The sequence below is a fragment of the Alicyclobacillus fodiniaquatilis genome (genome assembly GCF_042678105.1).
Classification (GTDB): Bacteria; Bacillota; Bacilli; order Alicyclobacillales; family Alicyclobacillaceae; genus Alicyclobacillus; species Alicyclobacillus fodiniaquatilis.
In genome coordinates, this window is the sequence record NZ_JBHUCX010000014.1 from 56,024 (window position 1) to 80,318 (window position 24,295).

At 50.9% G+C, this 24,295-nt stretch carries 19 protein-coding genes; 13 read left to right on the top strand and 6 right to left on the bottom strand.

Annotated features, from left to right (window positions below):
- Positions 1–7: 7 nt before the first annotated feature.
- Genes ACFSB2_RS04525 through ACFSB2_RS04535 form a run of 3 tightly spaced genes read left to right on the top strand, consistent with a single transcriptional unit; the run spans position 8 to position 3,119 of the window.
- Positions 8–718, top strand: a complete 711-nt coding sequence (locus tag ACFSB2_RS04525; protein WP_377941622.1) for a phosphonate C-P lyase system protein PhnL — start codon at positions 8–10, stop codon at positions 716–718.
- Positions 715–1,941 (top strand): alpha-D-ribose 1-methylphosphonate 5-triphosphate diphosphatase, encoded by a 1,227-nt coding sequence (locus tag ACFSB2_RS04530; RefSeq protein ID WP_377941624.1) that lies wholly within the window; start codon positions 715–717, stop codon positions 1,939–1,941. The genes ACFSB2_RS04525 and ACFSB2_RS04530 overlap by 4 nt, the downstream gene beginning before the upstream one ends.
- Positions 1,938–3,119: an alpha-D-ribose 1-methylphosphonate 5-triphosphate diphosphatase gene (locus ACFSB2_RS04535; protein ID WP_377941628.1), complete on the top strand. Its 1,182-nt coding sequence runs from the start codon at positions 1,938–1,940 to the stop codon at positions 3,117–3,119. The genes ACFSB2_RS04530 and ACFSB2_RS04535 overlap by 4 nt, the downstream gene beginning before the upstream one ends.
- 8 nt (positions 3,120–3,127) lie before the next feature.
- Here ACFSB2_RS04535 and ACFSB2_RS04540 read toward each other — a convergent pair whose 3' ends face one another.
- The 3 genes from ACFSB2_RS04540 to ACFSB2_RS04550 all read right to left on the bottom strand — a co-directional run bounded on the left by ACFSB2_RS04540 (position 3,128) and on the right by ACFSB2_RS04550 (position 5,342).
- Entirely contained in the window at positions 3,128–3,979 is an 852-nt protein-coding gene (locus tag ACFSB2_RS04540) for an AraC family transcriptional regulator (protein ID WP_377941630.1), read from the bottom strand.
- A gap of 78 nt (positions 3,980–4,057) precedes the next feature.
- Positions 4,058–4,837 (bottom strand): phytanoyl-CoA dioxygenase family protein, encoded by a 780-nt coding sequence (locus ACFSB2_RS04545; protein ID WP_377941631.1) that lies wholly within the window; start codon positions 4,835–4,837, stop codon positions 4,058–4,060.
- A gap of 256 nt (positions 4,838–5,093) precedes the next feature.
- Complete coding sequence (locus ACFSB2_RS04550) at positions 5,094–5,342, bottom strand: hypothetical protein (RefSeq protein ID WP_377941632.1); 249 nt, start codon at positions 5,340–5,342, stop codon at positions 5,094–5,096.
- 533 nt (positions 5,343–5,875) lie between these two features.
- Between ACFSB2_RS04550 and ACFSB2_RS04555 the strand changes: the two genes are divergently transcribed.
- From ACFSB2_RS04555 to ACFSB2_RS04565, 3 genes are all read left to right on the top strand, one after another.
- Positions 5,876–6,925 (top strand): aliphatic sulfonate ABC transporter substrate-binding protein, encoded by a 1,050-nt coding sequence (locus ACFSB2_RS04555; protein ID WP_377941633.1) that lies wholly within the window; start codon positions 5,876–5,878, stop codon positions 6,923–6,925.
- Between the two features lie 24 nt (positions 6,926–6,949).
- Positions 6,950–8,275 carry an LLM class flavin-dependent oxidoreductase gene (locus tag ACFSB2_RS04560; RefSeq protein WP_377941634.1) on the top strand — a complete coding sequence of 442 codons (1,326 nt, stop codon included), beginning with the start codon at positions 6,950–6,952 and terminating at the stop codon, positions 8,273–8,275.
- Positions 8,276–8,351: 76 nt separating this feature from the next.
- Positions 8,352–9,149, top strand: coding sequence for a VOC family protein (locus tag ACFSB2_RS04565; protein WP_377941635.1), 798 nt, complete (start codon positions 8,352–8,354; stop codon positions 9,147–9,149).
- 46 nt (positions 9,150–9,195) lie between these two features.
- Here ACFSB2_RS04565 and ACFSB2_RS04570 read toward each other — a convergent pair whose 3' ends face one another.
- On the bottom strand, positions 9,196–9,849 hold the full coding sequence (locus tag ACFSB2_RS04570) for a TetR/AcrR family transcriptional regulator (RefSeq protein ID WP_377941637.1): 654 nt from the start codon (positions 9,847–9,849) through the stop codon (positions 9,196–9,198).
- A gap of 333 nt (positions 9,850–10,182) precedes the next feature.
- Here ACFSB2_RS04570 and ACFSB2_RS04575 point away from each other — a divergent pair, with 333 nt between their 5' ends.
- From ACFSB2_RS04575 to ACFSB2_RS04595, 5 genes are all read left to right on the top strand, one after another.
- Positions 10,183–11,664: a sulfatase-like hydrolase/transferase gene (locus ACFSB2_RS04575; RefSeq protein WP_377941638.1), complete on the top strand. Its 1,482-nt coding sequence runs from the start codon at positions 10,183–10,185 to the stop codon at positions 11,662–11,664.
- A 76-nt stretch (positions 11,665–11,740) separates the two neighbouring features.
- On the top strand, positions 11,741–13,108 hold the full coding sequence (locus tag ACFSB2_RS04580; RefSeq protein WP_377941639.1) for an MFS transporter: 1,368 nt from the start codon (positions 11,741–11,743) through the stop codon (positions 13,106–13,108).
- Between the two features lie 98 nt (positions 13,109–13,206).
- The gene (locus ACFSB2_RS04585; RefSeq protein WP_377941641.1) at positions 13,207–14,520 is read left to right on the top strand and encodes a sulfatase family protein; all 1,314 of its coding nucleotides are present in this window, start codon (positions 13,207–13,209) and stop codon (positions 14,518–14,520) included.
- A gap of 273 nt (positions 14,521–14,793) precedes the next feature.
- Positions 14,794–18,348, top strand: coding sequence for an ABC transporter transmembrane domain-containing protein (locus ACFSB2_RS04590; protein ID WP_377941642.1), 3,555 nt, complete (start codon positions 14,794–14,796; stop codon positions 18,346–18,348).
- Between the two features lie 66 nt (positions 18,349–18,414).
- Entirely contained in the window at positions 18,415–19,818 is a 1,404-nt protein-coding gene (locus ACFSB2_RS04595; RefSeq protein WP_377941644.1) for a sulfatase-like hydrolase/transferase, read from the top strand.
- 138 nt (positions 19,819–19,956) lie between these two features.
- Here ACFSB2_RS04595 and ACFSB2_RS04600 read toward each other — a convergent pair whose 3' ends face one another.
- Positions 19,957–20,829, bottom strand: a complete 873-nt coding sequence (locus ACFSB2_RS04600) for a LysR family transcriptional regulator (protein WP_377941645.1) — start codon at positions 20,827–20,829, stop codon at positions 19,957–19,959.
- A gap of 117 nt (positions 20,830–20,946) precedes the next feature.
- On the opposite strand from ACFSB2_RS04600, the gene ACFSB2_RS04605 reads away from it, so the two are divergent.
- A complete protein-coding gene (locus ACFSB2_RS04605) occupies positions 20,947–21,846 on the top strand; it encodes a PhzF family phenazine biosynthesis protein (protein WP_377941646.1) in 900 nt (299 codons plus the stop codon).
- 167 nt (positions 21,847–22,013) lie between these two features.
- Here ACFSB2_RS04605 and ACFSB2_RS04610 read toward each other — a convergent pair whose 3' ends face one another.
- Positions 22,014–22,970 (bottom strand): hypothetical protein, encoded by a 957-nt coding sequence (locus tag ACFSB2_RS04610; RefSeq protein WP_377941648.1) that lies wholly within the window; start codon positions 22,968–22,970, stop codon positions 22,014–22,016.
- Between the two features lie 223 nt (positions 22,971–23,193).
- On the opposite strand from ACFSB2_RS04610, the gene ACFSB2_RS04615 reads away from it, so the two are divergent.
- Positions 23,194–24,237 (top strand): LLM class flavin-dependent oxidoreductase, encoded by a 1,044-nt coding sequence (locus ACFSB2_RS04615; protein WP_377941649.1) that lies wholly within the window; start codon positions 23,194–23,196, stop codon positions 24,235–24,237.
- Positions 24,238–24,295 lie beyond the last annotated feature (58 nt).

The following is a 24,295-nucleotide window of genomic DNA, read 5'->3' on the forward strand; positions in this document are numbered from 1 at the left end:
GAGAACGATGGGCAAAGTCCTGCAAGTGGAGAATTTACACAAGTTGTTTACCTTGCACGAGTTTGATGGCAAACGAATTATTGGCTGTGACAGTGTGAGTTTCTCTGTGGAGCCTGGCGAGTTTGTCGGGGTCAGAGGCAAGAGTGGCTCTGGAAAATCAACCATGCTCAAATGCCTATACCGAACCTACATCCCAACTTCGGGGGAAATCTGGTTTGCATCCGCACAATTTGGCCAGATTGACCTATCTTCTGCGACGGAACGGCAGATCTCGACCATACGGCGCAGCGAAATCGGATACGTTTCGCAGTTTTTGAACGTGCTGCCAAGGGTCACCGCACAGCAGGTTGTTGTCAATTCGCTAGTCGAGACAGGGGCGGACATCGAGACAGCGCAGCAAAAAGCGGCTTCTATCTTGGCGTATTTTCAAATCCCGGCGGATTTGTGGGACGCGTATCCACAAAATTTCAGCGGCGGAGAGAAACTGCGGCTGAATCTGGCGAAAGAAATGGTGAAACAGCCGCGACTATTGTTGCTTGATGAACCCACTGCGTCGCTCGACAATGCTTCGAAAGAATTGGTCAAAGACATCCTCTACGAGTTAAAACGATCCGGCACGAGTATGGTCGGGATTTTTCACGACTTAGATTTTATGGAGCAGACCGTGGACACACACTATCGGATGGCCGAGGGTGTGCTGGGGGGTGTCACCGTATGATGAGGCGTGGGCAGGAGCGGTGGATGGTACGCAATGTTCATGTGGTTGCGCCCAATGAGGTCGTTCATGGCGGATACGTCGTCATTCGAGATGGGACCATTGAACACGTGGGGACTGTGCCAGGCCGGGCGGAAGCATTGTTACCGTCCGTTGACGGTCAAGGGTGCTGGTTGTTGCCAGGGTTTATCGATCTCCACAACGACGCCATTGAGAAGGAAATCGAACCGCGGCCGAATGCGTTTATACCCGTCGACATCGCGTTTCTTTCCCTGGAGCATCGCCTGGTCTGCCATGGCGTGACCTCGATTTACCATTCGCTGTCGTTTGCCAGCAACGAGTTTGGCATACGCTCGTTGGATCGCGTTGAAGCGATTGTGCGCGAGCTTCAGCGTTTGGGTCCATCTGGACGCATCCGACATTTGATACACGGGCGTTATGAGATCACGGACGAAAGCGCCTGTGGTGTGCTCGCATCGCTGATTGATGAAGGGTGTATTCATTTGTTGTCGTTGATGGATCATACGCCAGGACAAGGTCAGTTTCGGAAACTGGAGGACTATGTCCATTTCATCAGTGCAACCTATCAACGGGATCACGAAGAAATTGTAGCGTTTGTCGGGGAGAAACAATCCATTCGAGAAGCGGCGTCGCTGAAATACATCGACCGCTTGACACGCAGCGCAAAGACGGTCGGGATTCCCATTGCCTCGCACGACGATGATACAGCGCGCAAAGTGCATGTGATGCATGAACGAGGCGTAACATTGAGCGAATTTCCTGTCACAATGGAGGCCGCGCGCGCAGCGACTGCGTGCGGCATGGCCGTCATGATGGGCGCGCCGAATGTGGTTCGCGGCGGATCGACATCCAATCATTTGAAGGCTGCGGATGCCATCTTGGATGGAGTTGCGCAGATTTTGTGCTCTGACTACATGCCGTCATCGATGTTGCATGCTGTATTTACATTATACTTGAAACAGGGGATGTGTCTCTATGAAGCGGTGAACCTCGCTTCTCTACATCCGGCGCGGGCACTAGGATTGGAAGCGGAAGTTGGTTCGATAACCCCCGGCAAAATCGCAGACTTTAGCTTGGTGCGCCTTCACCAGGAAACGCCGATGGTCGAGCGCGCGTTTGTGAACGGGAACCAGGTGTTTTATGCTGGGGACCGTGTACATTCAAGTGTGGCGGATTCGGTTCGTAAAGGGAGCGTGTTGATGTGACGACAACGTGGATCACCGGTGGAACGGTCGTTTTAGAGAACGGCGCAGTGGCGGCTGACCTCGAAATCACGGATGGGATTCTGAGCGACATTCGCCTCGATAACATGCCTGCTCATGTGAATTTGGCGGACGTGCAACACATTGATGCGACAGGGTTGCTTGTACTTCCAGGCATGATTGATTTACACACAGATGCCATTGAAAAAGAGGTTCAGCCACGTCCTGGCACTCAGTTCCCCTTGGACGTCGCATTTCGGGAACTGGAGCGGCGGATGGTGAGCAATGGGATCACCATGGCCTACCATTCCCTGTCGATGAGCGGTGGGGAAGGTGTCCGCAGCAACCGTTTAATTGAACAGATCGTTGAGGAACTCGGCCACCTACGTGAAACGCGGACGCTGATGCGCCATCGGGTTCATTTGCGCTACGAGTTGTCAAATTTCGCCGGGCGTCCACTCGTCGAAGCATTGATTCGCGAGGGGAGGGTTCATCTGCTGTCCTATATGGATCATTCCCCAGGGCAGGGGCAGTTTAAGAATACGGGAAACTATGCGAACTATTTGCTGAAAACATATGGCGCACAGGGGGTGGCGACCCAAGCGAAGGTGCAAGAAATGGAACGCTTGCGCGCGCAGAGATCGTGGGATGAGCTTGCGCCACTGACAAAAATGGCGCTTGCAGCCAACATCAAAATCGCGTCACACGACGATGACGAAGCGGAAAAAGTGGACATGATGCGCGCGCTGGGCGTCACCATCAGCGAGTTCCCGATTAACTTGCACACTGCGCATTACGCCAAGTCAAACGATATGTTTGTCTCGGTTGGCGCGCCCAATATTGTGCGAGGTGGATCACACACGGCGAACCTAAACGCGCGTGAGGCAGTGCACAGTGGCGCTGCAAATATGGTCTGCTCTGATTACCACCCACCCTCCATGTTGGCTGCAGTTTTTCAGCTGATTCAGGATGGAAGGCGTTTGGCAGAGGCGGCCAAATTGGTTTCTCTGTATCCGGCGCAGGCGGTTGGAATCGATGCGGACTATGGGTCCATACAAGTCGGCAAGAAGGCGGATCTCGTTTTAGTGGAGCGGATGAGGGAGCAACACACGGTCAGATACACATTGATCGACGGCCGTGTAGTCTATGCAGCAGATTATCATCTGATGGATCACGCTTGAAGTGTTGGTTAAGGGTGTAAGCTAAGGTAGCTTGCTTTCGCCATCTGCATATAGTTTCGATATTTCCCTGGCGTCGTGCCAAATGTGTTGTGAAACTGACGGCTTAAATATGCCGCATCGTTTAGGCCGCAGGCCGTCGCAATCGATGCCAAGGTTTCTCCCGTGGATTCCAACATGCTCTTCGCCTTGTTGAGTCTCATTTCTCTCAACATCTGCATGGGATTCATGCCATACGCTTTATGAAAGGCTTTATCCAAATAATTTGGGCTCAAATGAGCCTGATCAGCCAACAAATCTCTCGTAATCTTCTTTTCGATGTTTTCTGACATGTATCGAATCAGAAAGAAAAATCTGTCTTGCCCTGTCATAAACGCAGAGGAGCGAATCGGTTGCTCCTCTTGTTTCCAGTTTTTCATGAGCAATGTAACGAGACGTAAGGTTTCGTTGGTCACGCTCATGTCTCGAAATGGGGCGTCCATATCGAGCCAGTGGGACAGTAATTCGCGAAAAATGGCTTGGTATTTTGCTGGATCCGCGAGATGAATCACCGGCCCAATTGGATACAACCGCAGGAATTCCACATTGTGCGCGCCGATGAGGTCTAAGGACATCCAGTGATGGATACCCGGCCCAGCAGCGCGCTCAGAGAATGGCAAGAAGGGCGGATGAATCATGACTCCGCCCGCCTGAACAACATGTTCTTCATGATTTGATTCCGTGACGACTTCACCGCTCACCACATGACTGATAATCCAATTTGGATACACGATGTTCGCGATGTCGAGTCGGTCATAAGTCGCTTCTTCCACAGTATAAACTTGAGCTTTCCACTGAACTTGCGCTGATTTCAACGTCTGCATATCGAATCGTCTCTATCCTATAAATGAAATTGACACCTGGTGCAGCCGCGGGATGTATCACACAGCGCGGCTACCCGCTCAACATTGGTCCTGGGGGACAAATGCACTGTAACAAGGCACCCCGTTCTTGGCGATCAGTGGCCCGTTTTGAAATCGCTGATTTGTCACTGGATTATATGCGCCGTCAACAGAGTATTGAATGACATATGCTTTGCGTGTGATGTTTTGACTGAGATTCGGCGAACTGCGATGAAAGAGCAGAGAATGGAACACCACCATACTGCCTTTTTTCAGTTCTACAGGTGTGCCGGGATCGTCACCTTGATAGCAAACCCAGCCAATCGGCGATTTTACATGTTCCACATATCCTTTGTGATGAGAGCCTGGTTGTACCCAAATGCAACCGTTTTCTATTGTCGCATCTTCTAAAGCCAACCAACAGGTCACATAGTGTACAGGTTCTGTCGGTACGTATCCGTTGTCTTGATGCCAAGGGAAATCACGAGAAGCCTCCGGTCTTTTATATACCGATTGATCCCAATAGAGTTTGACATCGGGCCCAAGGATGGAAGTGGTAATCTCTACGAATCTAGGATCCGCCACGAATTTTTGCAGATTTGGATGCCGGAAATTGAGATTGGTTGTGAAGTTGATCTCATTTGGAATGTTATTAAATGTCTCTGCGGCTTGTTGCAGCGCCCGTTCTGATTCTTCGTCCAATTCGTCGATGATCGGACGAATTGCGTCCATTTCGTCGATGATCGGACGAATTGCGTCCATTTCGTCTGCGGAGAACAAATGCTCAAAAACGATGTACCCGATCTCCTGATATTGTTTCAACTGATCTTCTGTTAACATGTGGCGCGCTCCTTTAAAAAATATTGATAGACCGCCATGCGTGATGCGTCTCGCGCCGACAGAATCATGAAAATGTCAGTCAATCGAGGCATCGCGGATGGCGCACGCACAGGTATCGACTTTATTTTCAGGGTAGACCGCCATGCGTGATGCATCCCGCACCAGCAGAATCATGAAAATGTCAGTCAATCGAGGCATCGCGGATGGCGCATGCACAGGTATCGACTTTATTTTCAGGGTAGAACAGTATGATAACTTATGACTCAGATACCTCTTGGCGCGTCGACAACAATTGGCGTATGCGCGTTTCTAAGTCAACATGGTTTTTGACCTGATAAATGTCCTCTTCGTATACAAACTGTGGCGAGTATCGACAAGAACCACACAAATCCATACATTTCTCAACCTTAATTGGATAGCCCTCGCCGATGAGCCGCTTGAGCGTTTCAACCAACTGGTGTCGCACCGCATTGGATATACAGATTTGGATTGGTTCCTCATTCACAGCAGGCTTCTCCTTTCATTCGGTCTTCAGTGTGTTTGGCGTGTTGGTTCCGATTATGCGGTGTTCAATCGAGGGTAGCAATGTATTTGTTAAGTCTGTATTTGTACTTTTTCCTCTTGTTAAAAATATGCCTGATGCCGTTGGGCATGCCCACATTGCAGGGTCAATGCACAACGAAAGTCCCTTAATGCGATCCCGTGCGCCGACGTTACAGCCCAGTTCTAAAAATGATGATTGACAATTCAGTCATGTGATGCTAGCTTAAACTTACTAATCCGATATGATTTTGCGTCATGTGGTGATCACAGCGACAACCCGCTGCGACGCCACAGGGTGTGCCGACCAGTTCACTGGAGGTCCCGTGTACTTGAACACAAGTGCACAGGGACCTTTTTGATTTTATTTCACGGTTGGCCATCTGTTTGTGGTTGGCTTGGGCAATCGCGGTTTGTGTGTCGCCGTTCACTGGGACATGGCGGGTTTGGAAATGCGGGGGTTCTAAAAACATACGCCCATAGGGAGGAAACACGACGATGAAACGATGGTTACACAAACAATTTGCACTGATCGCTCTGCCGCTTTTAGCAGTATCCACATTGGCAGGGTGCGGCACAAAGGCTGAGCCGGCCAGCGCATCGACAGGAAACAGCAGCGCAGCGGCATCTACTTCGAGCGATGCGGGCGTGACGGTCAATATCGGGACACAATCGCAAACGGGCCCCATCTATCTGGCAGAGAAGAAGGGATGGTTCGAGCAGGCGTTTGCGAAAGTAGGCGCCAAGGTGAAGTGGACGCAGTTTACCAGTGGACCGCCGTTTTTCCCTGCCATCGCCTCGAATCACCTGGATTTTGGCGAGGTAGGCAACGCACCTGTACTTGTGGGGCAAGCAGCCAATGTCGATTTCAAGGAAATCAGCGTCGAGTCGAGTGGCAAGGACGGTGATGCCATTCTCGTACCCAAAGGCAGTCCCATCCACAGCCTCCAGGATTTGAAGGGGAAGAAGATCGCAGTTGCGCAGGGGAGCTCAGCCTATAACTTTTTGTACAAGGCTTTGGATAAAGCAGGGTTGACGGCTTCGCAGATCCATATTGTGCAACTCCAACCAAATGAGGCGCAGCCGGCGTTTGCTTCGCATGCAGTCGATGCGTGGGCAACCTGGGATCCCTACATCACGGAAGAGGTTCAGCAACAAGGCGCAGTCGAATTGGCCAACGAGCAGACTTTAGGGACTGCTGATCCAGGATTCACCATCGTGCGAACCAAGTTTGCCGAGGAACACCCAGATTTGGTCGTGCTCTTTTTGCAGGTCTATCAAAAGGCGCTTGATTGGCAGAACCAGCACATGAGCCAAGCCGTCCAATTGTATGCGCAGTCGACACATTTGAGTCCGTCCGTGGTCAAGCAAATGATCATCAACTCGGATGATGAGAACGTGCCGATATCGAAGGCCATCATTCAGGAACAGCAGCAGACGGCGGATTTCCTGTACAGTCAGAAGGCATTGGCGGCGAAAATTGACGTATCCAAAGTGGTCGACAACTCTTACATCGACAAAGCTTTAAAAGAGAAATCCAGCCAATAACAGCGAATGGAGGAGGGACAAAAAATGACAGAGCTGCGCTTACTTCATCTGAACCTGTTTTTGACGCCAGTGGGCCATCACGAGGCAGCATGGCGGCATCCAGATACCAAATTGAACGAAATTCACGATTTTCATCACTATCGTCGTCTGGCCGAAATGGCGGAAGCGGCCAAGTTTGATTCCATCTTTCTCGCGGACCGGCTGTCAACCTCCACGAAGGCAGTCAGATATGGGGCAGTTGGCGGGCTGGAGCCACTGACGTTATTGTCCGCGCTCGCCGTGGTGACAAAGCGGATCGGCCTAATCGGCACGGTGTCCACCACATTCAATGATCCCTATAATTTGGCGCGCCGGTTTGCTTCGTTGGATCACTTAAGCAGAGGCCGGGCTGGCTGGAATATCGTCACGTCGGGGACGGATGCCGAGGCGCAGAATTTCAGTTACGAGGGCATTCCGAAGCATCGGGAACGCTACGAGCGGGCAAGCGAGTTCGTCGATATCGCATCGCAGTTGTGGGACAGTTGGGATGCGGATGCGCTCGTGATGGATAAAGCGCAGGGCATTTTTGCAGACCATCGCAAAGTTCATGCAATCGACTACAAGGGGAAGCACTACGCTGTGCGCGGGCCACTCAATGTCTCGCGCTCCCCACAGGGGCGGCCGCTTTTAGTGCAAGCGGGATCGTCCGAGGATGGGCGGGCGTTTGCAGCAAAGTGGGCAGAGGCGATATTCACAGCCCAGCAGTCGTTTGACGAGGCAAAGTCGTTTTATGCGGACATCAAATCCCGCACTGCTGCGGCTGGGCGCAATCCAGCGCAGGTCAAAGTGTTGCCGGGGATCTGCCCGATTATCGGCATGACACGAGATGAGGCCGAGGAAAAAGAAGCGCAACTGCACGCATTGACGACACCGGAGTATAGTCTGTTTCAACTGTCGAATCGAATCGGGTTTGATCTCTCCGCCTATCCGCTGGACGGACCATTGCCCGATTTCTCCGATCTCGACAAAGTGGAGGGGCACAAAAGCCGGACGCAATTGATTGCCGAATTGGCAAAAAAGGAAAACCTCACGATACGCCAATTGTTGCTGCGCTTGGCTGGTGGGCGCGGACATCAAACCATTGCTGGGACGCCAAAACAAATTGCCGACCAGATGGAGGCGTGGTTTCGGGAACAGGCCGCAGATGGGTTTAACGTCATGCCCCAGCTGATGTTTGGCGGCCTTGAGGACTTCATCCAGTTTGTCGTACCTGAGTTGCAGCGACGCGGCTTGTTCCGTCGTGAATATACCGGGTCCACACTGCGGGCGCATTACGGCTTGGCTGCGTCGCAAGCGGCCGTCGCCAAGTGAAGGAATAAGCAAGTTTGGTAGGCTCGTTCTGCGAGTGGTGCAGGCGTAGGCAGCAGCGAACGGGGGAGGATGACTCATGAATCTGTTGGTTGATCACATCGTTCAAATTGTGGATGATCCCAAACAAGCGGGTTGTCAGTTGAAGCGCCTCAACTTTGACGTTGTCGAGCATGTGACAGAAGCGCCCGAAACATCGTATGTGCGATCCACTTGCGATAACACTTATCTCGAATACCGCGGCCGTCGATGTACAAGTTCACAGACGTTTCGGTTGATAAACAAGTCACGTGAACGAAAAGGTGATGTCGGCGGGCAAACCACGGGCACTTGGATCGCGTTTCAGGTAGAAAATCTCGAATGCTTGGCTCAACGTTTGACGGGGGAAGGATTCCGGGTTTTTTGTCTATCGGAGCCTGCCACGCTGATGACAGAGGGTGTGCAAAAGGAGTCCCGTGTGCTATTTCCGCGGATGAAAACGAAGAGAATGATGCCGCTGCCAGTCTTTGTCGAACGCGGGGAGGCGTCACACCATGTTCAACCAGCCTCCCTTGCTTGGCTTCCTCGCCACTCAGAAGGCCTGCGCCTGCGCAACATCGTGATCGCCGTCCGAGATCTGCCCTTCGTCATTGAGACGTGGGCGCGGATTTTGCAGCGGCGCCCCACTGAATCCTGGATTCAGGCGGATCTGAACGCATATTGCGCTCGAATTCCACTCGACGATGACATCTACCTCATCTTCTGCACGCCGACAGGGGACGGGGTGGTGCAGGACGTCTTGACGAAGCATGGGGAGCGTCCCTTTTTGTTGAATTTTACGGGGAGCAACCGGCAAGGCGACAGCGCGGTGTGCGGAACGGTTTATCGGCTCACGTGAGATGAGTGGTCTTTGCATTTTGCAATGGAGGACAGCGCCGCATGTGTTAAGCTGTCAATGATTTTAGAAGCAAAGATAGAAAATTTTCCAAGATGGCAAAATCCGCTTGCGCAGAATCTTGTTGAAACACATTTCTGCGCGTCGCCAAACGCTGCATGGTGCCAAACGTGGAATGGATCAACGTCATCGTCAGCACGCGGATGTCTGCTTTTAAGTGGTCTGCCAAATCCAATGAACCGTCTTCAATGCCTTGTAACAGCACGCTTTCGATTGGGCCATACAGATTGCGGATGAACTCGCGATACATTTCTTGCAACTCCGGCAAAGGATAGGCCGTGCGATAAGCGTGATCGAATACAGCGGTAAATCGTATTTGATCACGATGTGTTTTGAATCTCCCAATCAATTGATACAGCAAAGCGGCGAGCTGCTGTGCGCCATTTTGCTCTTTCGGCGCTTCAAAGTCGCTGAACGCATGCAACTGTGTGAGCACATCCGTTTGCACATCAAACATAATTTCGTCGATCGACTTGTAGTAGTTATAGATGTTCACACGGCTCGTGCCGGCTTTTTGCGCGATATCCACAATGGTTACCCCTGGAATCCCCTTCTCCAATGTCAATAGGAAAGCGGATTCCAGAATGTCTTTTTTCATCAACTGCCGAACCATATCTGCGCGCTGCTTTCGTTTGGATTCCACAAAGCAACTCTCCCACGGTTTAACATCAAATGCGCTTGTCCACGTTCTTTTCTATTCATGTGAACCTCATGATCCTATCTTACGGCATGTCCCGTCTGCAAGGTAGCGGTCGCCCCCCTTTACAAAGTAGGGAATATCACGGAGTGATACCACGTCAACTTGTCATGACATCACTATAAAATTGACAAAAAACATTGGAATGATGAGAATTGTGGTATGTTCGATGTTGACGATGTGTATACATTAATTAACACTATGTAAAACGAACGTGGCATTTAAACATCTGGAAATGTGACAAGATCCGATGACAAAAAGCCAATGGAGGAATGCTGAATGACCACATCCAGACCCAACTTTCTCTTTTTCTTTCCCGACGAATTGCGCGCTGAAAGTTTGGGGTGTTACGGACACCCAGTTGCCCAGACGCCAAATTTGGATGAATTCGCGCGGCAAGGGGTTCAATTTGAGCAATGTCATGTTCAGAACACGGTGTGTTCGCCTTCGCGGTGCAGCCTGATGACAGGTTTGTATCCTCACGTATCTGGTCATCGAACTTTGTGGCATCTGCTGCGCCCACACGAACCCAGCCTTTTTGGCTATCTCAAAGAAGCGGGCTATCAAATCAAGTGGTTCGGCAAGAATCATCTATACGCCGATGAAGCATTAAAGGATCTGTTGGGGGACGATGCGTATCGGTCGCCGGATGAGATGAAACGAGAGATGATGGGTGATTTTCGCAAAACCAACCCGTACGCAGAGGATGATCCTCGTTTTTACAGTTTTTTAATGGAGCCTGAGCGTGGAGACCAAGGACTTACCGAGACGCAGATTCACGTCCAGCGGGCGATTGATTTTTTGCAGTCGGAAGAAGCAAAGGAAGCGCCATTTGTGCTCTTTTTGCCGACGTTGTTGCCGCACGCGCCGTACGTTGCGCCAGAGCCGTTTTACAGCATGTATACACCGGACGCGTTACCGCCGTTAAAGCCTGTTGTTCATCAAGATAAACCGTCGTACCACGAGTTGATTCGCGCTTATCGGCATTTAGATGCGCTTTCTGACGACACGTTGAAACAAATTCAGGCCGTTTATCTAGGGATGACAAGCCACGTGGATGCGGCATTTGGGGAACTGATACAAGGGCTTGAGGCAAATGGTTTTTCTGACAACACGACGGTCATTGTGTCGTCAGATCACGGGGATTACGCCGGCGACTACGGTTTAGTCGAGAAGTGGCCGAACGGCATGGAGGATTGCTTGACGCGGGTGCCGTTGTTGATTCGCAGTCCGGGATGCCAGGCAGGGCATGTCGTCCGCGAGCAGGTGGAACTGTTCGACATCATGGCGACCATGTTAGACCTCGTAGGCGTCGAGGCAAGGCATGATCACTTCGCGCAATCGCTTGTGCCACAGCTGCGCGGCGCATCGGGCGACCGGGATCGGGCCGTTTTTGCGGATGGGGGTTATGATCTGCGCGAGCGGCACTGTTTTGAGGGAGATCCGGTTCGGGATGCTTGGTTCGCCAACAATCGCCAGAGCATTTATTGGCCCAAAGCAAGGCAGCAGCAGGAACATCCTGCAAGCGTGTGCCGGACGACGATGATGCGGACGCTGGACTACAAGCTCATTCGCAGGACGAATGACATCAGTGAGCTATATGACTTAACGGTCGATCCGCTCGAACTCCGCAATGTCTACCAAGATGATCGCTACGAAAAGATCAGGGCAGATCTGGAACGGCGCTTACTGGACTGGTTCTTGCATACTTCCGACACCGTACCAAGAGACAGCGATGCAGGAGTGTTTGTATCTCGTTGATGCAGCTGCAGCAAAAAGCGCGTGATTGGCTTGGTTTGCGCGTGGAACTTACTGAACTGATGAAAGAAGGGAAAACATGAGTGCAACGACGTCTGTAAAGATCAATGTCAAACAGGCATTCAGTTATGCGGCAGGCAATTTTGGTTTAAATCTTTTTTTCAACGCGGTTTCAACCTATCTTCTCTATTTTTATACAGATGACTTTGGCATCACAGCGGCTGCGGCAGGAAGTTTGATGTTTATCGTCCAACTTGTCAACTTGGTGGCCAATCCAGCGATGGGCATCATCATGGATCGCACCAGAAGCCGCTTTGGAAAATTTAGGCCATATCTTTTGTTTGGATCATTGCCGTTGGCCGTGATCGGCGTGTTGACGTTTTCCGCGCCTCATTTGTCTTCTTCAGACAAACTGGCCTATGCGTATATCACGTATATCTTGTTTAATGTCATTTATTCGATTGTGAATGTTCCTTACAGTTCTTTGCTCGCCGTCATGTCAGACGACTATTATGCGCGAGCACGCATTTCTTCCATCAAGGTGTCCATCGGACAGTTCGGCGGGCTTGTCGTCACGACGGCGACATTGCCACTAGTACATTTGTTTCATGTGGAAGCGAATGGCTTTAAAGTGATTTACTCGATATTTGGGCTGATGTTGTTCGCGTCGATGTTGATCTCGTTTTTTGGCACAAAAGGCGTAGGTCTTGTTGAGACCGCGGCGAAGGTGCAGCCTGAACGGCCGCGGCAGCCGTTTGGCACGCAATTGAAGACGGTATTCGTAAATAAATATCTGATGTTGCTGTTGCTGTTTATTCTGGTGAACCAGATGTCGTTATCCATCAAAAACTCAGTGGCTGTCTATTTTTTTAAGTACAACATTGGACGTGCTGACTTGTTTTCGGTCTATTCGTTTATTGGTTTTGCCGTGATGATTGTGTTTATCATCATCAACCCATTTGTGGTCAGCCGGATAGGCAAGCGAAATGTCGGGATTGTCGGTCAAGCGCTCATCGCAATCGCCTTGCTTGGTTTTTATCTTCTGCACGCGAATGTCGGTGCGGTCTTCTTCTTTGGCGCCGTCACATATGCAGGGTTTGGCTTGACCACACCGCTGCTTTGGTCAATGGTGCCTGACACGGTCGAATACGGTCAATGGAGGACGGGGGTGCGCGCCGAAGGGATGATTTATGCGGCGTTTATCTTCGTACAACTGCTGGCGGCGGCAGTCGCGGCAAAACTGTCTGGTTCGCTGTTAAGCGCGTTTGGATACGTTGCAAACAAAACGCAAACGGCAGGGACTTTGCATGGTATTTTGGTCATGCAGACATTGCTGCCCATCATCGGCGCGCTGCTGGGGATCTGCATCCTTTCATTTTATCGATTCAACCAAAATGCCTTTGCGCGTATCGTCGAAGAAATTCAACAGCGAAATCGCCAGGTGTAGGTGCTTGGTGACATTGGTTGATTTTCAGCATAGCGCACCTGTGAAGAACCATTTGGTGTCTTCGCAGGTGCGCAATTGACAATATTGGGGGCGTAATCATGTTCAACGTCTTATTCATCCACACGCACGACACAGGGCGCTACATCCAGCCGTATGGATACCACATTCCCACGCCCAATTTAATGGATTTTGCGCAAAAAGGGACTTTGTTTCGCAAGGCTTTTAGCGCTGCGCCGACATGTTCACCCAGTCGTTCTGCGATGCTGACAGGGACGATGCCGCATGTCAATGGCATGCTTGGACTCGCGCATCGCGGTTTCAGCATGACGGATTACAGGAAACACATGGCGCATTTTCTCAATCAGCATGGCTATGAAACGGTGCTGTGCGGCGTCCAACATGAATCGAACCAGATTGAAGATCTCGGATACCAGAAAGTGCTGCGCACTTATCAGCCAGGTCACGCGGCGGATGCGGCAGAGGATTTGACAAATGCCAAAGAGGTTGCCAAATATCTTCGTGCGAAAGAGACAGATACGCAGCCATTTTTCTTGTCGTACGGGCTGTTGAACACGCATCGAGCGTTCCCAGCGGACTGTGGCGTGAATCCAGACTATGTCATGCCGCCTTATCCACTGCCTGATTTGCCTGAGACCCGGCAGGATTTCGCAGCATACATGGGCTCCGCGCAACTGGTCGACCAATGTGTTGGCGAAGTGCTAGAAGCGTTGCGTGACAGCGGAAAAGCAGCGAACACCTTGGTCGTTTTTACCACAGACCATGGCATCGCATTTCCAATGATGAAATGCAACCTCTACGATACAGGCATTGGCGTGTCTTTTATCGTGGACTACCCCGGCAATCCGGCGCAGGGCAAAGTGGTCGACGCGCTCGTTTCCCAATTGGATTTGTTTCCCACCGTTTGTGACATCTGTCAGTTGCCAGAACCAGATTGGTTGGAAGGAAAATCGCTGATTCCACTGTTGAATGGCCAAGTTCACACAATCCGTGAAGAGGTATTCGCAGAGGTGACATTTCACGCTGCTTATGAGCCAATGCGCGCCATTCGAACGGATCGCTACAAACTCATTTGCCTTTATGACGATCACGACGGTTATGTCCCTGCGAACATCGATGACAGCGCAAGTAAGGACATCTTGATGCAGAGCGGGATACTGGCTGGATCGCGCGATAGGGAGATGCTGTTTGATCTTTACTTGGATCCTGTGGAGCGAATCAATCGGATTTCTGACCCCGCTTATCAGCAAATTTACCAAGACTTGTCCGCGCGCCTTCATACATGGATGGCGTCAACTGGGGATCCGTTGCTTGGCGGAGCAGTCGCCAAACCGTCGCACGCCATCGTCAACACGCGCACCTGTATCAGCCCGCAATTGGAGGAGTTTGAGTAATCGAGAAAACAGAGTTGACAAACTTGAGAATCACCTTTAACATGCACATTATTCAGTTCCGATAAAACACATGATTTTACTGTGGATTGTTAGTCGGTGTTTTATCGTGACCAATAGAGATACAGGCTGATCGGACCACCGAAGGCTCTGCTCATGTTCGCATGCTTTAAGCTTGCGCGCATGAGTGGGGCCTTTTTTCGTTCAGTTTCGTTAGACGGCCTGTTTGCGATGTGGCGCATATCTCTAATTTCGAGACAAAGGGAGGTAAATACGATGTCCTATCAGCCTGACGAAACAAGTTCGAGCATTCGTAGCGATGGGCAGGGCAAGGCGGAACATGATGTACTGGCGCGATTGCGACTGAGAAACTTCTGGTTTTGGCGGGAAATGGGCGGAAAGCTGAAGCCGCCTACTGGTCGCACGCAGATGGTCGGTGTTTGGAAGCTAATCGGGTATATCAAATATGTCTGGTGGGCGGCAATCGGACTACTCGCGTTCATTATCCTATCGTCTTATCTGGGTGTTTTGCCTGCATTCGTGATCAAAAACATCGTCAACAACGACATCGGCCATCATTCTACTTCGGCCTTGTGGGGCGACATCTGGCATTTGCTGCTCGTATATGCGCTGCTTGCATTCGTGGATGCGGTCAGCGGCTGGTTTTCCAGTTGGTCGAACAGCCGAATCATCTGGCGTTTGCGGGAAGATGTGATCAAACGTCAAATGGACATGCCGTTGGATCAGTTGGTGCTTCGGGGCGCGGGGCAGACGACAGTGCGCTCCATCAACGAAGTCGGTGTGCCTGGTGGAGATTCGCCAGTGTTTACTGGCGTCGCCGGCCTGTTGTCGACCATCACGTCAGCCATCAGCAATGTGGTTCAATTGATATCGGCCATCATTGCCATGTTTGCGTTGAGCGTTCAACTTTCGCTTTGGGCTTTTCTCTTGCTGCCGATTCCGATTTTTCTGGCAATCTGGTGGGGGAGATTGACATACGGCGCTGCACATCGTCAATATGAGACGCTCACGAAATTGACAGGTTTTCTTCTGCGTCATGTGACCAAACAACGTGTTCTCCTCGACAAACTGCTGGGACGGCGACGCAATGTCGAAGAATCGTTTCGGGATCAAAACCGCGTGCTGACAAACGCGTCTATTTTTGAGCAAGTATTTAGCCATTGGTATGACAATACGTTTCAAATCATCACGGCCGCGACCATTGGCATTCTATGGCTTATCGGTGGACATCACATTTTTTCCGGTGCGTTGTCGTTGGGCGTGATGCTTGCGATGGTCAATCTGGTCTCGCGCTTGGATAACCCGATTCATTCGCTGGCTGAACTTTGGTTTTCATTTCGGAGTCTTGCCGCAGTTGCAGAGCGTGTCAGCCACGATTTGGAGAAATTTGACGCACATGTAGAGGTAGATCAGCCTACTGATGAATTTCGGAATCAGTCTCTGTCCATTACCACAGTCAATGCGACCATTGCAGATGCCAATGGTCACATTTTGGCTTCAAACCTTCATTTTAGCTTGGAATCTGGTGAGGTATTGACCATTGTGGACGAGGCTAGTGCCGAAGACGCGCGTTGGTCATGGGCGGCTGCTTTGTCAGGGTGGAGTTTGCTTCGGCAAGGCAACATCAAGATAGGCAGGCACAACATTCACGCGGCTCCCAGCTCGACGCGCCGAGCCATCGTCTCCATCATCAGCGGAGAATTTCCAGATATCCCTGTGACCATACGCGAATTTTGGCGCAAAGCCGCGCCGGAAAGCGATGAGGCGACATGGAAGGCGGCCTGGCGCGAGCTGATTGGCGACAAGGCGGCATTTCCTGACGTAGATGTGCAATTGGGGAGTCGATTATCTCCCACAACAGGCTTTCAGGTGAGTCTTGTAGCGGCGTCTCTTCGTCAAAGCCCGGTTTGGGTTGTCATCAGTGAGCCGGCGGACACCGCCATTCGTTGGAACGAATTCCATCGTCCCGTCATCAGAATTCAACCGCGCTCCCGCAATTTGCCTGTGGGTACTAAATATTTGGTGCGGCGCAGTGACGAAATCACGGAGCAGGGCGTTGTGTCTGCCAACGAGCCTGTACTGCAGCGTGATCCCGTCGAGTATGAAACAGCGAGACTGGCCGTTCCTGACGCGGATGCATCTTCGCCAGAGGAGGCTGTTCAAGGGGAGAACAGCGGTTGGTGGCGGTCGATGGAGCTAGGTAAGACCAAAGTGCAAAAAACAGGCCGCTTTTTTGTTCCCTTTCGCTGGTTGCTGGGTTATATCCGCCGGTTTTGGCTCTATTGGCTGGTCATTCTGGTGTTTGGTGTGGCTTTGTCGAGTGTAGGCACAACCGTTTCACCGTTGTTCACCAAACACATCATTGATGTGGGCATCGGCAAGCACAATCATGCAGCCTTAAATGTCAACGCGATTCTGCTCATCCTGTTTGGCATGGCGCAAGGTGTGGCAAACGGGCTGTTTGTGACGCTGTTCGTGCAAATGGGTGGAAAGCGCATGTGCGGTGAAATCCGCGATGATTTCTTTTCGCGGTTGATCCGCTCGCCATTTTCCTTCTTCCAGCAACATGACGCGTCAGACATCGTGACGCGTGGCATCAATGACGTGAATGCAATATACACAGGCACGGATCAGCTCATCAAGGTATTGACGTGGCAAGTGATTCCCAATATCCCTGGGATGGTTCTGTTATGGACCATCGGCGGCGCGCATTACGGATTGCTCACGCTCGCTGTCGACATCCCATTTGTGGTATTGACCCTCTGGGTCGCGCGCTTCAACGCTCGCCTGCAGCAGAGATTGTTCGAAGTGGTCGGGAATATGTTTAAAGAACTGCACAAGATCTCCAGCCTGCAGTTCGCTTTTATGGTCAGGGCGCTCGGCGTGGAACGTGAAGAGATTCCAAGTCTATCTAGGAGTAATCGTCTGCTGTATCGCTTGGGGCTTGTGCAATCGTTGCGAAACTATTGGTATGGCACGACATTGTCCAACTTGGAAAGCAATGTGTTGACCGCCGCATTTTACGCAGTTGGTGGACTTAGCGTCATTCATGGATCACTGACGCTGGGCACGTTGACCGCCATCATGTCTTACGCGGCGCTATATGTGGGATTGGGCGGCGGTGTCAGCAGTTATGTCGGGATCTACGGCATTCTGGCCAATGTGGAAAGGGTTTCGTCTTATCACGCAGAACAACCAGAGCGTGAATCTGATCAGTTGGTAGAGGCCGATGCATCTCTTCTACAATCGTCAACGCCGCTGCGCGTTGGGATTCAATTGGCGCACGGGACACACGTTGTGCAGGGCGCGCCTGGCACATTGCAACGGATTCAAGGCCAATCCGGCTTCATCGACGATGTGCGCGATGCGATTTTGCGCTTGCGGGAAACAGACGGCATTGATGTTCGCGCTGGAGATACGCCTGTGGCAGATATACCGCTGGACAGTTGGCGCAAGATGGTCACGTGGATTTCAAGCGATTTTCCGTTTGACGACGTCACACTCAAAGAACTGTTGCAGTGGTCGGCGTATTCGCCATCTGCACAGCAGGATGCCATTCGGTTTCTACAGGAAGAAAGCCGCACCATCAATTTGGATGTTCCGGCAACGCGCTGGACCCAAAATCAGTCTCTGCGCACATTGCGGTTGTTGGGCGCGCTGGCCATCGCGCAGCATGCTCGCGTGGTGCTTGTCGAATTGCCGCTTGTGTCAGAAGCACATCAGCAGACATTGCAGCAACTGAAATCTACGCTGCCGGACAGCACGTTCATTCTGCTTGAGACTGCGGATCAAATCGAGTTTTCCGCTTGATGCGAAGCACGCAGACAGTGGAGGCGGGATCGACAAAGTATTTTTGAGTGGAGAGGGGAATCTTCTGTGGTAAAGCGCAATCGACCGAATGTCATCGTCTTTTTTACAGATCAGCAACGGTGGGACACGTTAGGGGCCAACGGCAATCCTGCCGAGATCACGCCGAATCTGGATCGCTATGCAAAATACGGGACGAATTTTGAGCACGCGTTTACGTGCCAGCCGGTTTGTGGACCGGCTCGGTCTTGCGTGCAATCCGGAATGTACGCGACGACGACGGGATGCTATCGCAATGGCATTCCCTTGCCATCGACGACACGTACATTGGGGAGCCATTTTCAATCCGCTGGTTATCAAACCGCCTATATCGGCAAATGGCATTTGGCTTCGAGCAATCCAGTCGCTGCCGCTGAAAGGCAAGGATACGATCACTGGCTTGGCTCAAACGCGCTGGAACATACTTCCGATGCGTATGATACATCTCTCTATGATGGAGACGGTCATCGCGTGCGCTTGCCGGGGTATCGCGTGGACGCGTTGACCGATGCGGCCATCCGTTATATCGATGGGCATGCAGACGACCCATTTTTCTTGTTTCTGTCCTTTCTCGAACCGCATCACCAAAACCACCGGGATGATTACCCAGCGCCTGTAGGCTATCGGGAACGGTACGCAGGCAAATGGATGCCGCCTGATTTAGCGGCGCTGGGTGGCACGGCGGCGCAGCAGATGGGTGGGTATATGGGGATGATCAAACGACTGGACGAGGCGTTTGGTCGTTTGACGGACTGTCTGACCAGCTTAAAGTTGCTCGAAGATACCATCATTGTGTTCACGTCGGATCACGGCAATCATTTTAAGACGCGCAACAGGGAGTACAAGCGGAGTTGTCACGACAGTTCCATTCGAGTGCCGATGGTGATTGGCGGACGGGACTTTAACGGCGGGGGAACGGTGCAAGAACTTGTGAGTTTGATTGACTTGCCGCCGACGCTGCTCGATGCAGCGGGGATTGCGGTGCCTGATGAAATGCAGGGCAAGTCCGTTTTGCCGCTTGTGCGCCGAACACCTGTGTCCTGGCCGGAGGAAGTGTTCGTCCAAATCAGTGAATCACAGATTGGGCGCTGCATTCGCACAAAGCGATGGAAGTACAGCGTCTCTGCGCCAGAGGGCGAGAATTTGAGAAAGCCGTCTGCAACCAGTTACGTAGAGGAGTTTTTGTACGATTTGGCGTCTGATCCATATGAATTGACCAATCTGATAGATAAGGAATCACACAAAAAGGTTGCTGCGGTGCTGCGCGAGCGCCTGTTGGAGCGCATCTATGACGTGGAGGCGGAGCGGCCAACCATACAAGTGGCTGACAAGAAACCAAGTGGGCAACGGATCGTATTTGATGAAGAACTTCCCTTTCAAAACGATGATGCTGAGGCGGCTGTGGATGAGCCGCTTGTCGTGAAAAGTTACTGAGGGAAAAAATGATGAGCAAAAAGGCGGCTGTCTCAAATGTGAACTGCCCCCTGTCAAGTAGACAGCGAAAAAACAAGACTTTACGCAACCTTCGTCCGAGGTTCCATTGGACGAAGGTTGTTTAGTTTGGTTAAATACTTAGGACTCCATGACAACAAGATGGGCAATATCAATCAATGCACGCAACGCACCTGAAACGTATGAATCGCGTCGATGAATAAAAACCGTCGGAACAGTGCCATATGGTTCAGGAATGCGATGACATTGGATCTTTCGCTGGGTTTCGTGGTGTTGGATTTGGGCATACGGCACGACAGTGATGCCAAAACCGTTCTCGATGCAGTGCAAAATCCCGTCAAGCGTGCCAAACTCCATGACCTTAGATACGCGATGACCTCGTTCATTTAACCAGCCCTGCCATCTATCCAGATAAACACAACGTGAAAATGGCGTTAGCAGCGGTTCTTCTAAAACGTCTTCCAATTCTATTGTTCCTCTGGCCTTTGCGCACACCAACACCAATCGTTCATCGATTTCCAGGTCATTGACAAGCTCAGGATGTGAGACCGGTCCATCGACGAATGCGCCATCAATTTCATGTGCTAAAACTGCACGAATTTGAGCTTCTGTGGGGGCCGTAAAGATATTGAGATCGACCAGAGGATATTGATTATGGTATGCCGAGACCACTTTTGGCAGCCATACAGCCGCCGCCGAATCCATCGCCCCGATGGTCAGCGCACCTCTCGGAATGGAAGTGTCAGTCACTGCTTCTTTTGCTTCGTTGAAAGTTTCAATCAGTCGATTCGCATATGGCAACAGGATTTGTCCGGCTGAAGTCAACGTCATTTTACGATAATCGCGATGAAACAAAGTAACGCCCAGTTCCTTTTCCAATTGCTGAATGCGAGCGGTGATATTCGATTGGACATAGTTCAATCGTTCCGCTGCTTTCGTAACACTGCCTTCAGCGGCAACCGTGCGGAACACCAGGAATGCGTTGATGTCCATATAGAGTCCTCCTTACCATCACACATCATGATGCTATCATTCATTATTATTCGTTGTACATGAACGTGGTGCATCATTTACTGTGGAAGTACCAAATGAACAAGGAGATGAACGACCATGAAACAGCTTCAAGTTTATCACGTGGATGCTTTCACGAATCAGCGGTTTGGAGGCAATGCAGCAGGTGTTGTCCCAGATGCGACAGGGCTATCCGAAATAGAGATGCAAAACATCGCTCGCGAACTCAATCTGTCTGAAACAGCATTTTTGATTCCAACTACCAGCGAAGGACAGTTTCGAGTGCGATACTTTACGCCAAAATCGGAAATTGACTTTTGTGGTCACGCCACTTTGGGCGCTGCATGGTTGATGGCCACTGAATTCGGCTGGAAACCTGAGTCAACGGAACTCATCTTTGAAACGAACGTAGGAACTGTGCCAATTCGCGGATTTATCGGTGACGATGGCATGATAGAGAGGGTATTCATGCGACAGGCTCCACCACGTATACGTCATGTGGACGTTCCGATAGAGAAAATTGCGTACGCAATCGGAATGGATGTATCTGAACTTGACCCTAAATATCCGATCCGACTAGGCTATACCGGTAACTGGCATTTATTCATTCCAGTTCGATCACGGTCCTCCATAGATACTGCACAGCCCCGTCTGACCGAATTGGGACAAATGAATACAGAACAGAAAGCCGCAACAACCCACTTATTCACATTTGCGGCCGAGGGAAGTCCGTATGACATTTACACGCGGGACTTCGCGCCTGCTGTTGGGATTGCAGAGGATCCTGTGACGGGTGCAGCCAATGGGGCATTAGCTGGATATCTGGTGTTAGAGGGAATGCTCGATGCCAACGCGCCTCATTCATTGAAAATTGCGCAGGGAGACACTGTTGGGCGGCCAGGAATCGTATATGTTGACACTTTTCCAGGAGATCTAACTGAAATACACGTTGGTGGCACGGCTGTCGTGACAGTCTCTGGCCAACTGTTTCTTGATTGACGGCGGATCTAGTCATCATTCAAATTACCAAAGGGCGGTTTCTGTTTGATGACAAATAAAGAACTGCCCTGGCAGTCAACTGACTTTTGGGGCAGTCTCGTCCTTTTTGCAGTCTATCTGATTTCCAATTTGCACGCATGAACGGAATACTGGTTATGAATCATGACTCATGATTCATAAATCGATGAAAACAGACAGTCCTCTACTGAATTCGACAAAGTTTCTTCTAACGCAGTCACTTGCTCCAAATAGTCTTGCATGCGCTTGCCGTCTTTTTTGCCAAGCAAAAAACTCATGTAGCGCCATTTGCTGAGATAAGTATCACAAAAGTTGTCATCGAGCCGGAGGCGGTGCTTCATCTTCTGGAGAAACACCTCTCGCTGCGCCACTGTGCGCATGATACAGTACATGGCCTTTCTCCATTGGGTCCTGTTTTCGAGATCTCCCACTCGTGTTTCTACCTCTTGCGCAAAAGCGTGTAATGCCGCCAGTCCGTGGAATATATCTTCATCGAACAGCCGAACGGTCCGATTGTCGCGCATCTTCATGAGCACCCGAGTAAACTGCAGGCGAATCATTTCTTCGATGGGCAGCGGGTTTGCGTCGCGGAGGTCCAATGCCCACACGACATGCGGATACAGCGTCTGCGCCAGTCGATCACGCTCAATTTCACGGTATAAATCGCGGTTGTCTGTTCCGCCCGCCCGACTGTCCCAGTACGTGATGAGGTTCGTTTTCGCATTGTAGTCCAGCAGTAGAACGACGTGGTAGGGGAGATCGAGATCGGCTACCCGCTGATACCATGTATACCAAAGTTTTGGGTTGATGGAGACGATATATTTTATACCATTCTGCAAACCTTCACATATGAGGTCGATATCATTGCGTTCGCATTCGCGAACGCCGATGCCATAGAGTTCATCAAGGTCGCGAATCAACGTGTATTTGCCAGACTCTAAAAACATGCGAGGAAATGTTTTATCCGCTTGTGAGACTGCCAGATTCATATCCCACTGATCCGCCAGGATGCCGTTCGCTGTATGGTTGTGCATCTCCAAAAGCGCAATCGCTGTTCGGCAAAGGCAGGAGAGTTCTTGTATCGGCTGTATCGCTGGATAGTCCACTGTATCTCAACTCCAATTCTGAATCAATTAGGCGTCAATGAATTCCCAGATAAATAGTACAACAAAAAAAGAAGTTTCATATTCGGTCAAATATTCATAATAACCGTATGATATTGATCGATTGATATAGGTGGAGGCATAATGGTCAACATAAATTTTCTCGGGTAGGCAGGGTGATGAAATAACATAGAGTGATTTTAGATAACGGCGAAGGAGAATCAGTGTGGCAAAATTCATCTGGTTTGCGCCGACGACTGGGGATGGAAGCTATCTAGGAAATCTAAAGCTTTGGCAGCCCCATGATGTACATTACGCCACGAACGTGTGCTGTATGGCAGAAGAGGGAGGAATGGATGGCGTATTGTTTCCCGTTGGATCCAATAACTTGGATCCTTGGATTGTTGCAACGAACACAGCGACGAAGACGAAACGAATTGAATTGATTGTCGCTGCTCGCCCGGACAACCAGCAACCCTTGGTGCTCGCTCAGCTTGCGAGATCGCTAGATCAAGTCAGCAACGGCCGTACTTCCATCAACATCGTGACCGGCGGGTTCACGAATGAACTCAAAAAATACGGGGATGAGGTGGAAGACAAAGAGGAGCGGTACCTGCGAACCGAGGAATTCTCCGAGTTGATTGTCGATTTGTGGACGAAAGATTCCGTCACAAAGCAGGGCGCGTATTATTCGCTGGAAAGTGCCGCTGTCGTGCCGAAACCGACTGGTCAGGAGCGGCCAAAGCTTTACCTGTCAGGCAATTCCGCGAGTGCGTTGGATATCTCAGCGCGTTTCTATGATTACTATCTATTCGGCGGACAGAAGATGGAAAATACCATCAAGATGACGCAAAGGTTGCATGAGGTTTCCAGTCAGCACACTTCTGCAGTGCGTCCGGCTATCACTTTCGATGTGATTGCCCGTCCAACTGACGCGGAGGCGTGGGAACGGGCGCATGATCTCGTGAGCAAGGTGAGCAGAGAGCAACAAATCCGCTTGGCGCTTTACAAGCGGGCGCAGAGCGCCAAAGGCAACACGATGTTGGAGGCATTAGAGCAAGCGAATTACTTGCTCGAAGAACATGTGTGGGCCGGGCTGTTTCAGGCGCGTTTCGGGGCAAGCGCTTGTCTGGTGGGAAGTTATGAAGCCATCTCCGACATTTTGCAAAAATATATCGAACACGGCGTTGAGGCATTCTTCGTGCGGGGCTACCCGTACAAAGATGAACTAGAGAGATTTACCACGCATGTACTACCCCGGGTCAGGTGATACGCAATTCAATGGTTCTAACCAAATTTCCAGATTTCTAGGAAGACGATTCATCATA